The sequence below is a fragment of the Labrys sp. ALF-8 genome, assembly GCF_059699065.1.
In genome coordinates this window covers 106,375-119,611 of the sequence record NZ_AP048538.1, presented here as the reverse complement: position 1 = coordinate 119,611, position 13,237 = coordinate 106,375, and the positions used below count along the sequence as shown (strand labels likewise).

Here is a 13,237-nt window from a genome sequence, read left to right as displayed (position 1 = left end):
ATGATGTGGAAGCCTTGGCCAAACTGAGATCTTTTGCACAAAAACCGGCCCGAATGGTAGATTTTGACCAAATGACCGAAAAAACTGTGAATTTCGCAATAAATATGACAAATGGAATGCGCGCTGCCCTGGAAATGACTATGGTGGGCGCGGGCCAGCTCGTAGAAAGCGCCGCTCAAAGCGCTTCAACAGGGTGTTCGCAGCCGCCATCGGCTGTCTAAACCGCCCATTTCGAGAAATGCCCCAAGTACTGAAGAGCTGGCAAACAGCTTCGACAAAACGGCCGCCGGCAAGTCAAGCCGATAAGTGCCGAAGACCATTTAGAGAGAAACGAGAAGGCCTGGAAGGATTGTTGCGGTGAACTTGAAGGAACTTTCCGAACACCTTGGCCTGTCGCAGACAACCGTAAGCCGAGCCCTGAACGGTTTTCCCGAAGTGGGCGAGGCTACCCGCAAGCGTGTGCTCGAGGCCGCGGAGAAGTTCCAGTATCGCCCCAATTCAAGCGCCCGCAAGCTCGCCACCGGCCGGGCCGGCGCGATCGGCATCGTCTTCTCGTCCGAGCGCAACATGCTGCTCGATCCCATTTTCACCGATTTCCTCGCAGGCGTCGCAAGCCAGTGCTCGCTGGCCGACAATGACGTGCTCGTCTCCTCCGCCCATGGCGACGAGGCAGGCACCTATCGCCGCCTTGCCCGCGTACGTTCGGTTGATGCGATGGTACTTTCCTCGCCCACCGTCGACGATGCGAGGATCGCGCTGCTGCAGCGCCTCGGCATGCCCTTGGTCGTGCATGGACGCTGCCTCACGAACCAGGCCTACGCCTATCTCGACATCGACAACGAAGCCGCCTTCTTCCAGGCGACCACCCTGCTGCTCGATCTCGGGCACCGGCGCATCGGCCTCATCAACGAGAATGTCCGCTACACCTTCGCGATGCACCGCTCCCAGGGCTGGCGCAAGGCGTTGGGGGAGCGCGCCCTCCCCGCACAGCCGGAACTCGAATGCAGCGCCCGCATGACGGAGGAGAACGGGTACCGATTGGCGCGCGGACTGTTCGATCTGGCCGATCCGCCGACCGCGCTGCTGTGCTCCTCGATCTTCTCCGCGCTGGGCGCGATGCGGGCCGCTCGCGATACCGGCCGCGTCATCGGCAAGGATCTCTCGCTCATCGCCCATGACGACGGGCTCGATGCCATTCGGCCCGAGACGCTGACACCGGCGCTCACGACCACCTTCTCCTCGATCCACGCCGCCGGTGCCCGCGTGGCCGAGATCGCCATGGCCATCACCAATGGTGCGGATGCAGCCAGCTTGACCGAGATCTGGCCCGTGGACCTGGTCTTCCGCGGCTCGACGGTGCCGCCCGTGAGCTGATCTATTCCGCCGGCACGGGCCTTGCCGCGCGGTCCATATAGAACACGAACAGCCCGCTGCCGATGATGATGACGTTGCCGACGACGATGGGCAGGGTCGGTATGTCGCGCCACACCAGCCACCCCATCAGCGTGGCCCAGACCATCGCCGAATACTGGAAGGGCGCCAGCGTGGCGGCGGGTGCCATCGACAGCGCCCTGGTGATGCAGATGAAGCAGAGCATGGCGACGATGCCGACCAGGAACATCAGGCCCGTGTCGAACCAGTCCGGCGTGGTCCAGGCAAACGGCAAGGTGGCCCCGCCGATCACGGCCGCACCGGCGAACTGCCACACCACCAACGGCAGCCAGTGAGTGCGGCGCAGGCGACGAGTCACGGTTACCGCCAGCCCGAACATGACGGCACCGAACAGGGCGATCGGAGATGCGGAGGAAAACAGGGCCGCGGAAGGCTGGAGGGCGATTAGCACGCCGATGAAGCCGGCCAGGACGGCAGCCCAGCGGAAAGGCTCGACCCTCTCGCCGAGAAGCGGAACGGACAGCGCGGTGATGATCAGCGGGGCGGCCATGTAGAAAGTCATCACATCGGCGAGCGGCATGGTGCGCGTCGCGTAGTAGAACGCAAAGGTATCGCCGGCCATGCACAGGATGCGCACGATCTGGAGCCGCCACTGGCTGAAGTCGAAGAGATCGACCTTGAGATGCCAGGCCAGCGGAAGGAGCACGACGGCGGCGCCCACCGACCGCAGCAGCATCAGCTGCCCCACCGAATAGTCCGCCACCAGCCATTTGCCGAGCGCATCGTTGAGGGCGAAGAAGAAGACGCCGGTCAGATAGAGGGCGATGCCCATCCTGACACTCACGATGCCGATGCCGGCCTGCCGGGGGGAAGTCATGTCTATCTCATTCAGCGCGGGGGACGGCGGCAGGACGGGACCCCGTTGAGTCGGGGAATTTTTGACCGGTTGATATAGGCAATATCAGTTTTCGCAGGCGGAGCAAGCGCGCGCGAAGAGGGCTATCGAACCTCACGCCGCCGCCATCTTGACGGCCATGTCGGAGGCCAGCAGCCCATCGAGGGCGACCTTGATCAGGGGGCGGCGCATCTGCAGTGCCGAAAGCGCCTTGGCCGGCCATTCGACGTAGCAGGTGCCGGGTTCCACCGTCACTGTGGCGCTCGCGGGGGTCTTGCGCAGGAAGCCTATCTCCCCGATGAAAGCCAGCGCGTGCAACGGGAAGCTGCGGCCGGCCTTGCTGACCTTGGGCGTGCCATCGAGGACGTAGTAGATCTTCTCGACCGGCGCACCCTCGCGCAGGAGGATTTGCGTGGTCTCTGCCCTGCGCCAGGTGGCAATCTGCATCAGCGCCCTGAACTCGCCGGGCGAGAGTGTGCCGAAGGCAGCGAAGAGGCGCCGTTCGTCTTCGCTCAGGCGGAACTGCGTGCGCCCGAGCAGAAGCCTGCTCATCATGAAGAGGTTCACGCCGAGATTGACGACCGTCCAGAAGATCGCGTCCCAGAGCAGCACCGCGGGAACCACGAAATAATACAGGATGTAGAGGAGCGTCGAGAGAACGAGCAGCGCCCTGAGCACGATCTGGTCCCGGCAGGTCAAGGCGGCGACGGAAATGAGGGCGGCGGCATGAATGAGGCCGAGCCTGGCGATATCGAAAAGCATTGCAGCACCGAAAGTCCGATACCGGCCCCCGCGGCCGGCATCTTGCGCCCCCGATATCGGCTGCGAGGGGGCGGAATTCTGTGCCTGAGCGCACGACGTCTTCACTCCTCGTCACGTCACTCCATCGTCACGCGACGAGCCCATGCTCTCGCTGTCATTCGACGAACGGAGCCCTTCGATGCGCATAGGTCTGTCCGGATCGTTCCTGTGTCTGGCGTTGATGGCCACCTGTGTCCCCGCCTTCGCATGGGGCGACCGCGGCCACTCCGTCGTCGCCGAGCTGGCGCAACGGCACCTTGCGCCGAAGACTGCCGGGATCGTGCACGAATTGCTGGGTGGCGCCTTGATGGCCGGCGTCGCAAGCTGGGCCGACGACTACAAGTTCCGTCCCGAGGGCACGTCCACGCAAAGCTGGCATTACATCGACATCGATGTCGCCAAGCCTGCCTATGGCGAGGAGGACTGCAAGGGCGCCTGCCTGGTTTCGGCCCTTCGAACGGAAAGCGCGATCCTGGTCGATCCGCATCGGGACGAGGCAGAGCATCGCCAGGCCCTGCTGATGCTCATCCATCTCGTGGGAGACAGCACGCAGCCATTCCACTGCGCCGAGCGCGACAACGACAATGGCGGCAATCTGGTGCCGGTGTCGCTCGCGATCGAAGGCCCCGACGGCAAGCCCCTGCCCGTCGTGCAAACCAATCTGCATGCGATCTGGGACGATGCGCTCATCAATGCCCATGTGTATGCGTGGGGCACCTACGCCGACGACCTCGACAAGCGCTTCTCGGGCAAGCTGCCCGCGCCCACCGTCTACGGCGACTGGGCCAAGACCTGGGTGGACGACTGCCACGTCGTCGCCCAGCGCCTCTACAAGATGACGCCGGCCCCGTCGGCCGGCACTCCCGTCTCCATCGGTACGGACTACCAGAGAGCCGTCCAGCCCACGGTCGACCTGCAACTCGCCACCGGCGGTGCGAGGCTGGCGGCGCTGCTGAACCACCTCCTGGGCGACTGAGGAAACCCGAGGACGCGCTTACCCTCATTCGCCCGCCGCGGCCTCAGATGCCGCCTCCTCCCGCTCGATCGGGACGCGCAAGGCATCCGGGGGAATCCAATCCGCGGGAACTGATAGTCCCGTCGAGTGGTTATGTAAGTGATACCACACGCGTCAACCGGCCGTGGCAGCATAGGGAATGGGGATGGTTTTGCCGGTTTCCCGCCCTGACCAACGAAATGGTAGCCGAGCCCTTGTCCTGCCCGTGTGGATCGCTTTGACCCTGGATTGAGGAGAGGAAGCAAGCCATGAACACGGAGCACAAAGGCGGCAAGAGTAATCTTGCGCAGGATCGCGAGCATGCCTCCGAGGCCGGGAAGAAGGGCGGCGAACAGAGCCACGGTGGTCAGCATCAGCAGTCCACGCATGGCAGCGGCAAGCAGCAAGGTGGCGGCAACTTCGCGGAAGACCGCGAACGGGCATCGGAAGCCGGCAAGAAGGGCGGCCAGCACTAACGCAAATGCATGGAAGCCCGGCCGTCTCGTGTTTCAGCCGGCCGGATGCAAGAGCCTTGGCGCCGTTCTGTGATTCGATCGCAAAGCTCGGCGCACCAAATCCCGGTTGGACAGGGCGGGAAGGAGACCCACCTGGGCCTAGCTAACCGCCCTGCCCGCCGGATCCGCCAAGGAAAGCGCGCATTCTCATGAAGGAGCCATGACGTCGGGGTCCCTCGCCTCGCCCAAGGCGGTTGGTCGCCATGTCATTGCCAGCGGCGGTCCGTCGTGCCTGCCTCATTTGCTGCCCTCCCACCATCGAATTACGATGGATCGCACCATCTTACCTGGGCCCCGACAGCAACATCGTTGATCCACGCCACTATCTGTCACCACGCTGGCATCCGCCGGAGTGCGGGCGTTGCGAAAATACTTCTGAGTTACGATGAGAACGGCAAGGCAAAAACCGTCGGCCAGCACGGATAACGTGGCCACGAATATTTAGAAAATGACCATCATTTACATAAAATCATCATTACTTGAGGCGCCCGTATTGAATTGAGATTGATGATCTCGCAGGTATCCCATCGATGAAATCGCGTTGGGGACTAATATGAGCCTCCTGAAGTTTGCAGCTACGGGTTCTGCGATCCTTCTTTTCTCCACGTCAGTCTACGCCACCGGCAGCATCGCCCTCGGTGAGAGCAAACTCTCCAATCCCCGTACGATCGGCGACTTCTTCATGGTTTCAGGCAGCTCTTCCGGCGGGACGCACATTGGCTGAACCGTCAGCCCAAGAGCCGAATATGTCTGTGCACAGGCCTAGATTGGTCGCGCCGGGATCCGATGCACCGACTTCCAGAAGAAGGCTGCTCTCAAGGAAAGACCGCGCGCTTGTGCCGGGTCGTCTCGTCTTGGAGTGGCGGCGATATCTCGGCTTGCTCACTTGGCACGCTGCCGTGAACACCCCTGGCGAAGAAGCCAGGGTCGATGCCGGGGCGAATAGCCACCCCGAAAACAGTGCCCCCCTCGCGAAACCCTCGCGGATCGTCCGAAAATTCTCCGGACGGATGACGCCAAGAAGGAGCAGAAAGTGAAGATGAAGGCAGTCGTGATGACCGGAGCCAACCGGCCCTGGGAGGTGCGGGAAGTTCCCGTTCCGAAGGCGGAGCCGGGAACTGTGTTGGTGAAAGTTCATGCCTCGGGAATGTGCTATACGGACGTGTGGGCGACCCAGGGCTATGGCGGTGATATCTATCCTCAAACTCCCGGCCACGAAGTTGTCGGCGAAATTGTCGAAGTTGGCCCTGGCGTGCACACGCGCAAGGTGGGTGATCGGATCGGCACGACCTGGGTTCAATCGGCTTGTGGTCGTTGCCCATACTGTCGGCAGAACCGTCCCCTGACCGGCCAGACTGCGATGAACTGCGATTCGCCCAGCACGACTGGATTCGCGTCGCAAGGCGGACATGCCGAGTACATCGCCATTGCGGCGGAAGGCACTGTCTTGCTGCCCGATGGATTGGCGTACACGGACGCCGCACCCATGATGTGCGCAGGCTATACGACCTGGAGCGGCCTGAGGGACGCAGAGCCGCAACCACGCGAGAAGATCGCCGTTGTGGGCATCGGCGGGCTCGGGCATGTGGCTTTGCAGTTGTCCAAGGCGTGCGGATTTGAGACCTTTGCAATTACACATTCAGCCGACAAGCGTGATCTGGCCGTGCAGCTCGGCGCCGATCAGGTCGTCGCCAACGGCAAGGAGCTACGGGATATCGGCGGTGCGGACGTCCTTCTAGTCACCACCAACGATTTCGGTTCTGCTGAGGAAGCGATCGCAGGTCTAAGAGTCGATGGTCGCGTGGTCCTTTGCGGGCTGGACTTTAACCGACCGTTCTCGATCTCGTCCGAGGGCGTGCCGTTCCACATGATGCGGCAGCGGGTAATTGGCTCGACGCATGGCGGCCAGCATTACCTCAGCGAGGTGCTTGATCTTGCAGCAAGGGGCAAGGTCAAGCCGATCGTCGAGACCTTCTCGCTCGATCAGGCGACTGAAGCGTATGACCGCCTCTCCTCCGGCAAGATGCGGTTCCGCGGCGTGTTCACGCCGTCACAAGGCCACTGACGGCCAGCGGCCTCGCGCATCGTATTAGGCTTCCCACGGTGGCGCTCTTGTCGATCAAATTTTCCCCGGCAAGAGCGCCATCTCCGCGAGGCCGGAGTACAGCTTCTCGCAATCATCGTCACCTGCTCACGAAAGTTCGTGCGACGCGCCCGTGTTCAATCGCTATCGCCGAATTTCCGAAGGTGTCGCTCCCCACGCCCGCTTCATCAATGTCGTCATATGGTTATGGGAGGAAAAACCGGTCGCCATAGCAATCTGGCCGAAGGAAAGATCCGTCTTGAGGATGAGATCGCGTGCTCGGGCCATTCGAGCGGCAATGACGAATTGATGCGGGGTTTGACCGGTGTTTTTCTTGAAGGCCCGGAGGAAATGGCTTGGCGACAAACAGGCAATCGAGGCCAGTCGCTCGAGCGATAGAGACTTTTCAAGATGATCTTGGATGTAGCTTTCCACGCGGTTCAGAACCGCCGGCGACAGCCCGCCGGTGGCCCGCGAAAACCGGTTCCCTCTCAAGGAGGAATAAGTGCGGAGCAAATGTATCGAACAAAGCGTCACGAGGGCGTCAAGCGCTGCCCCACTAAAGGAATTTGGCCCATTTAGCTCGCTATGGGCCAACAGCGCAGTGGCATGCAACTGTCTGTCGATATACCCGAACTTGGGCGGCTGCAGCTCGAACGCTTCCCTGTCGAATTCAGCGCCGGCCAAGCGTTCAAGACGAGCTTGCTCGATGTCCACCCTTAAGCTCTGCTTGCGCGTAGTCCAGCTAGCGGACGCCTCGCTCCCAGCCGGCACGATCTCGATCGCCCCGACTGGAGCAAAACCGGTGAACTTTCGATCGCTATTGACCGCAACACTCCATTGGGGCTCGCCAGCGAGATGAACGAGCAACATATGAGCCGATTGCGAAAATCCGGTTGCATTGGGCTCGGTACGCGTGAATGCCACACCCGCGCCATCGAGAATGACCTGCGGCCCCCAGGCTTCCAACCTACCACACAACATCCTGCACCCCCGGTTGAAAGTCAGCAATCACGGCCCGGCGTCAATCGGCTGGAGGAGAGCCAGCTATCAGAGTGAGCCAGAGCGTCGGAAAACAATGAGCGACAGAAAACATGTTGTCGCGAAGCCCGCGACTGACCCGTGATTTATATCGATCTACTTGGTTCTCACAATTTCCAATCCGGAAGCGCATTGCTGCCGTCCCGGCAACAGCGGCGGGGTCAAATTCACCCGATCAAAAGCTCGATTCCGATCCACCGGGTATGAAAGGCTCTCTTCGGCTAGGCAACGCGAAGGCAGGTTCCGCATCGGACTCTGCTGGTTTCTGTTCGGAAAACATATTTATCCGAGACCGCACATATATCGACCCGCGCTACTCGATCTACGCCTAGTACGGATACCGGGGAACGTGTAATAAATACTATGATTCAACCCGATATAATGAGAATTGGAATGAGCTCCGCTCTGCAATCCCCTAAAGATATACGCCACAATCTGATAAGAATGAGGGGAAGGGATCCTGACGAACCTCACCGTGTTGCCAGCCCGTTGGAACTGCTTTTTGATCTGACGTTCGTCATCGCATTTGGACTGGCAGCCTCCCATCTCGCACATGGTCTGGCGGAAGGTCACTTTCTCTCCGCGGTGATAGGTTTTGGGTTCTCGAGCTTTGCTATCTGTTGGGCCTGGATCAATTTTACTTGGTTTGCATCGGCCTTCGATACTGACGACTGGTTGTATCGTCTTGTCACCATGGTACAGATGATAGGCGTTCTCATTCTGGCTCTCGGAATACCGAGAATGTTCGCCTCAATAGAACAGGGAGCGTATCTCGACAATTCGGTGATGGTCCTTGGCTACGTTATCATGCGGGTTGCCATGATATTTCAGTGGCTGCGCGCGGCGAAGCAGGGAGGAAATCAAAGACATGCCTGCCACATATATGCCGCCGCGATTTCAATCGCTCAGATTGGTTGGATCGCACAGATATTCTTTGATCTTCCTTTAACCGCAAGCCTTATGTTTGGCGCAATTCTTGCGATTTTCGAGCTGGCAGGCCCTTACGTGGCAGAGCGTGTCGGCGGAGGGATCCCCTGGCATCCTCATCATATCGCCGAACGCTACAGTCTCTTCGCCATAATTGCACTGGGTGAAGGGATAGTAGGCACCGTTGCAACTCTTTCAGCCGTCATAGACAGCGAAGGTTTCTCACCTGCCGTCGGACTGGTCGGGCTGGCAGGGATCGGGCTGACCTTTGGTATGTGGTGGATTTACTATCTGCTTCCTTCTGCAGAGGCTTTGGAGAAGAATCGCGACAAGTCATTTTTGTGGGGATATGGGCACATGGCGATTGTTGCTTCGATTGTGGCAACGGGAGCCGGTTTGCATGTGGCTGCGAACTTCATCGAGCACAAGGCTCATATTGGCCCGACGGCGACCTTGCTAACGGTGGCAGTGCCGCTCGTTATTTTCATTGGCGGCCTCTACGCGCTCTATAGCTACCTCATGCAAAGTGGAGACACTCTTCATCGTTGGCTCTTGCTAGCCACGGCATGCGTGATTGCCCTTGCGTTCATAGCCTCGTGGTCTGGTTTGTCGATGCCGATCTGCCTGGTCATTCTTAGTTTGGCCCCAGCGGTTTCAGTGGTGGGCTATGAGGTCTGGGGGCATCTGCACACGGCGGCCATGTTGCGCGGAAGTCACGGCAATGGCTGAGTGTCGGCAAATCAGGCGCCCCGAATAGACCAGAAATGCAGGGGGGACTGTTCAAACGCTTGGACAATGCCGGATTTGGTGGAATGACCGCTTTGCCAGCCGCAACGCTGAGCTTCGTCGACGGGAGCGACTCGATCAACCAACTCGGCAAGGGTGACAGCCTGAGGAGCCGAGGCGGCCTACGCATCGAGAAGCTCGATGCCTGGAAGAAAGAAGATGGACTGGCTAGCCATCTGCAGCTCTATGGCTTCGCCAATCTCAGCTACGAGTTCCTGGACGGGACCTCGGCCGAGGTCGACAGCACCGAGACCGAACAAACCCCATGGTGGGAAGCAAACCCCGTTCCGCCACTCGCGAGGGCGCGCGGCATAAGCAGGCGACGGATGGGCCGAACACCGGGCGCTGGGAGTCAATTGCAGCGCCAAGGATCCTTGCTGCCCGGCCGGCAGTGATGCTGTCCGCCAGGTCCGCGAAGGGGGGCGGCCGGTGGCGGCGTGGACAGGGTATTTCGGTGGCATTTGCCATTGGCCCCTCGATGGTAGAGGAAGCCGCAACCACCCGCGACCTTGATGGCTGGCGAGCCTATCGGGGGTGATGCCACCAGGATGGCGGCGAGCGCAGGAGAGGCAAGAGTGAACACAAATGCCAGCCCCATCACAGTCTTGATCCTCATGAGGCCGTTCCTGACCATCAATACCGACCACATGCCAATGGAAGAACGAGCGAGACGATGTTGGACAAACATAGCGGATGGAATTGTTGCCGATTTCAGCCTGACTGAAGCCTCCAAGACCGCTCTCCTCTCGAGATTCTGTAGTATTTTGTTTCAAAGGTAAGGAGAAATCGAATGTCATCGACCATGGCACTCACGAGCGATACCGACGACACAGCTTCTCCCGCCCATTGGGTCAATCTATTCCAGGCAATATTGTCGCTTTCACGGGCGCCCAATCCATTTGCTGAGAGAGGCAATATAGGTCCCGAGAGAAGGATTGCGCGACTTGTACGAAGGGACAGGCCACGGGCGGGGACATGCCATGCTCGAGCGGGTTGCAGGTTCCGCCGGGTACCGTCCCCGAATGGGTCTCAAGCCTCCCTCCGGACCACTCCCTATTTCGCGCCCCGCCGCCCGACGGGGCTCCGGCCCATGTCGCCCGAAGTTCAGGGCGCTTCGGCGGCAAGGCAACAAAAAGCCCGGCTGCCAGGCCGGGCCCTTCCATACATCCCTGATTGAAGATCAGAACTTGTAGCTTACGCCAACCAGCCCGACCGTCTCATGAAAGCCACCCCGGAAGCGGACGCCCGGCGCGACGGCAAAGTTCGATTTCCCGAAATCACTGTAGCGCACTTCCGCCCGGGCACTCCAATGGTCATCGAAAGCGTATTCGACGCCGCCGCCGACCGTCCAGCCGACGCGCGTGTTGGTGTCGGATCCCACGAATAGCCCGTTGGCCAGGTTCCACCGTTCACGAATATCGGCGAACGCCACACCACCCGTGGCATAGACGAGAATGCGGTCGAAGGCATAGCCGAAGCGTGCCCGAATCGACCCCTGCCAGCGATTCTTCATTTCGAGCCTGCTCGGGCCGGCAATAGTGACGGCACGGTCGCTGCCGTTAATTCCGCTGATATCGATATCGCCTTCGAGACCGACGACGAAGCCACCGTCAAACTGCTCATTGTAGCCGGCATGAATACCGCCGATGGCGCCGTCCACGTTGAAGCTGTCGACCGGCGCGGGCGCGATCGAACTGGCATTGTCGCGCTCCTGCGCCCAGGCGTATCCGGCGTGGGCACCCACATAAAAGCCGGTCCAGCTATAAGGGAGGACGACGGGCGCGACGGGCTCCACCGGAGCGGCTGCCAGATCGGCGGCCGTGGCAGTGGCAACGCTGGCAAGCAGTGCGCCAGCAGCAAGGGCAAACTTCATCTCAACTCCCCCTATATTGGTTTCGACAGCTGGTAGCATCTACCAAGGTTCGATTGGTGACAAAATTACAACTACTAGGATTAAAGGATTGATTAACGATGTTGAACTTTCTAGCCCGAATGCACAGCCGCGCTGGCCCGCGAAATTGCAGCGCAGCTGTCATGCTCTATTCGCTCTCGGATCAGAAAGACTGGCGCTTGCACGACGTAGCAATCGCCCAGCCCCGTGCGCCACGCCCTACACAGGGACAGCCTGATATTCTCGACCTCGACAGGTCCCAGCGCGAAGCGACTTATTCCTCAGGTATGTAACAGAACAGCAGGCAGACAAGGCCGACTAGGCTGAAGCCGATCCACGCCCGCATTTCTCTGTCGAGTTCGGCACCGCCAAACATCCAGCTTTTGTCGGCGATATCCAGGAACCGATACAGTCCGGAGCCGAAGACGACTCCGGCAAGCATGGAGAACCAGCCTACTGTAGCGAGAATGATCCGCTTTGGCTTTTTCATTGTCTCCTGAGCGTGAACAGGCCCGGCAACATGGCGCGTTATGGCGCTTTTGCTACCGTCACCACGGTCGCGGGTCAAGGCATGGCCGACGAGGGATCCAGGGTGAGTTTATTGCCTGGGACAGTACTGGTCTTCCTCAACATGGCTTGCTCCGGAAGGATCCCGGCCTAGGTCGACGCGTAGATGGCCAGAGTTTGCGCCCAGCAGGGCCGGCGGGCCTTCTCATAAGACTCAAGATGTTGAAACTAAAAGAAAAACCCATAAGGGGCAATCCGAGAAGCGCGATACCGTCGCCCTCGGAACTCATAATGAACAGCTAATAGTGACGTGATAGGCGGATGCTTCGATCGAGAGGTCATGGCCATGCCCCGCGTCACCCATTACCTGGTCGTTCCCTTTGCCCGCGACCTCCATGGAGAACTGTTGGGACTCGGACCAGAAGAGGCGCCGGATGCAGCCACGGCCAATTTCCGGGCGTTCAACATGATGCGAAGGACAAGGCGCGTCCCCAGGGTCGTGGGGACAATCGCCTATGCGAGATCAGGCGATCCCGCTACCGGAGCCTTCGATGATGCCGTGATCCTCGCCCGCTATGGCGAGACACCCGGCGCGGTGAAAGCGATCAAGTGAAAGTTGGAATGGGGGGCTCAAAGGAGAGATGCATGCTTCGTACTCTTAACATGACCAGTGCTGCCAAAACTGCTTCGGCTGTCCTGATAGGAATTGCCCTCGTTGCTTCCCCTGCCCTTGCAAACAACGGTAAGGGTGGAGGAAATGGCGGTGGGAATGGAAACGGCAACGGCAATTCCCATGCCGACAGCCACACATCTGCATCCAACAACTCGTCTAGCCAGGATGGTACCGACCAGGGCACGACCCAACCTTCCGCCAGCAGCCTCGGTTCGTTGAACGGCTTCCTGCATGCGTCGCCCTCGGCTCTCAAACACGCATCTGCAAAATCCGAAATTGGCAGGGTGTCCATCGTTTACGCCGGCCTGCTGCAGAACTACCTCTCGCCCGCACAAGGGACTACTGCCCCGACGGCCGCGCAGGTTGCCGAAGCCCTCGAAGCAGCGGCGAACAAGCCACTCTCGCCCGACATCGTTCAGGCCATCAACGCCAAGCTGGCGGCCGTGAACCCGACCCTTGCTACCGCCATATCAGGCTACAACGGGGGTGCGACTGGCCTGGCGACGGATATTTCCAACGCCATCTGACCGCCATCGCAGTGCCCTGCGCGTAGACTGCTGCGCTCAGGGTATTCCACTTCCAGACTGAAACGCCATGAATCGAGAGATGCCCGTTATTTCCATATATTGATCTGGACGAGCGACTCGACCTGAGCGCATTCGGCTCCCGTTGGTCTTCGATCAAGCAGATTTCTGAGTCCCCGCCGAGGACTTACCTTGCCCGGCTTACCGA

At 60.0% G+C, this 13,237-nt stretch carries 14 protein-coding genes; 9 read left to right on the top strand and 5 right to left on the bottom strand.

Going from position 1 to position 13,237, the window contains the following annotated elements; genetic code table 11:
- The first annotated feature begins 357 nt into the window (after positions 1 to 357).
- Positions 358 to 1,374 carry a substrate-binding domain-containing protein gene (locus AC6H34_RS20395; RefSeq protein ID WP_448146788.1) on the top strand — a complete coding sequence of 339 codons (1,017 nt, stop codon included), beginning with the start codon at positions 358 to 360 and terminating at the stop codon, positions 1,372 to 1,374.
- A 1-nt stretch (position 1,375) separates the two neighbouring features.
- Here AC6H34_RS20395 and AC6H34_RS20390 read toward each other — a convergent pair whose 3' ends face one another.
- Complete coding sequence (locus AC6H34_RS20390; protein ID WP_448146787.1) at positions 1,376 to 2,269, bottom strand: DMT family transporter; 894 nt, start codon at positions 2,267 to 2,269, stop codon at positions 1,376 to 1,378.
- Positions 2,270 to 2,401: 132 nt separating this feature from the next.
- Positions 2,402 to 3,049: a cyclic nucleotide-binding domain-containing protein gene (locus AC6H34_RS20385; protein ID WP_448146786.1), complete on the bottom strand. Its 648-nt coding sequence runs from the start codon at positions 3,047 to 3,049 to the stop codon at positions 2,402 to 2,404.
- Between the two features lie 178 nt (positions 3,050 to 3,227).
- Here AC6H34_RS20385 and AC6H34_RS20380 point away from each other — a divergent pair, with 178 nt between their 5' ends.
- From AC6H34_RS20380 to AC6H34_RS20365, 4 genes are all read left to right on the top strand, one after another.
- Positions 3,228 to 4,064, top strand: coding sequence for a S1/P1 nuclease (locus tag AC6H34_RS20380; RefSeq protein WP_497540038.1), 837 nt, complete (start codon positions 3,228 to 3,230; stop codon positions 4,062 to 4,064).
- A 287-nt stretch (positions 4,065 to 4,351) separates the two neighbouring features.
- The gene (locus AC6H34_RS20375; protein WP_497540037.1) at positions 4,352 to 4,558 is read left to right on the top strand and encodes a con-10 family general stress protein; all 207 of its coding nucleotides are present in this window, start codon (positions 4,352 to 4,354) and stop codon (positions 4,556 to 4,558) included.
- A gap of 592 nt (positions 4,559 to 5,150) precedes the next feature.
- Positions 5,151 to 5,321: a hypothetical protein gene (locus AC6H34_RS20370; protein WP_497540036.1), complete on the top strand. Its 171-nt coding sequence runs from the start codon at positions 5,151 to 5,153 to the stop codon at positions 5,319 to 5,321.
- A 315-nt stretch (positions 5,322 to 5,636) separates the two neighbouring features.
- A complete protein-coding gene (locus AC6H34_RS20365) occupies positions 5,637 to 6,662 on the top strand; it encodes an alcohol dehydrogenase catalytic domain-containing protein (protein WP_497541247.1) in 1,026 nt (341 codons plus the stop codon).
- 162 nt (positions 6,663 to 6,824) lie between these two features.
- On the opposite strand, the gene AC6H34_RS20360 is transcribed toward AC6H34_RS20365, so the two are convergent.
- Positions 6,825 to 7,691 carry a helix-turn-helix domain-containing protein gene (locus AC6H34_RS20360; RefSeq protein ID WP_497540035.1) on the bottom strand — a complete coding sequence of 289 codons (867 nt, stop codon included), beginning with the start codon at positions 7,689 to 7,691 and terminating at the stop codon, positions 6,825 to 6,827.
- A gap of 423 nt (positions 7,692 to 8,114) precedes the next feature.
- Between AC6H34_RS20360 and AC6H34_RS20355 the strand changes: the two genes are divergently transcribed.
- Together AC6H34_RS20355 and AC6H34_RS20350 are read left to right on the top strand one after the other, a co-directional pair.
- Positions 8,115 to 9,377, top strand: coding sequence for a low temperature requirement protein A (locus tag AC6H34_RS20355; protein ID WP_497540034.1), 1,263 nt, complete (start codon positions 8,115 to 8,117; stop codon positions 9,375 to 9,377).
- Between the two features lie 83 nt (positions 9,378 to 9,460).
- On the top strand, positions 9,461 to 9,829 hold the full coding sequence (locus tag AC6H34_RS20350) for a hypothetical protein (protein ID WP_497540033.1): 369 nt from the start codon (positions 9,461 to 9,463) through the stop codon (positions 9,827 to 9,829).
- A gap of 785 nt (positions 9,830 to 10,614) precedes the next feature.
- On the opposite strand, the gene AC6H34_RS20345 is transcribed toward AC6H34_RS20350, so the two are convergent.
- Together AC6H34_RS20345 and AC6H34_RS20340 are read right to left on the bottom strand one after the other, a co-directional pair.
- Positions 10,615 to 11,307: an outer membrane protein gene (locus AC6H34_RS20345; protein WP_448146780.1), complete on the bottom strand. Its 693-nt coding sequence runs from the start codon at positions 11,305 to 11,307 to the stop codon at positions 10,615 to 10,617.
- 292 nt (positions 11,308 to 11,599) lie between these two features.
- Positions 11,600 to 11,815, bottom strand: a complete 216-nt coding sequence (locus tag AC6H34_RS20340; protein ID WP_448146779.1) for a hypothetical protein — start codon at positions 11,813 to 11,815, stop codon at positions 11,600 to 11,602.
- 357 nt (positions 11,816 to 12,172) lie between these two features.
- On the opposite strand from AC6H34_RS20340, the gene AC6H34_RS20335 reads away from it, so the two are divergent.
- Both AC6H34_RS20335 and AC6H34_RS20330 read left to right on the top strand, forming a co-directional pair.
- Complete coding sequence (locus tag AC6H34_RS20335) at positions 12,173 to 12,445, top strand: hypothetical protein (protein WP_448146778.1); 273 nt, start codon at positions 12,173 to 12,175, stop codon at positions 12,443 to 12,445.
- A gap of 32 nt (positions 12,446 to 12,477) precedes the next feature.
- Positions 12,478 to 13,032, top strand: coding sequence for a hypothetical protein (locus AC6H34_RS20330; protein ID WP_497540032.1), 555 nt, complete (start codon positions 12,478 to 12,480; stop codon positions 13,030 to 13,032).
- Positions 13,033 to 13,237: the final 205 nt, after the last annotated feature.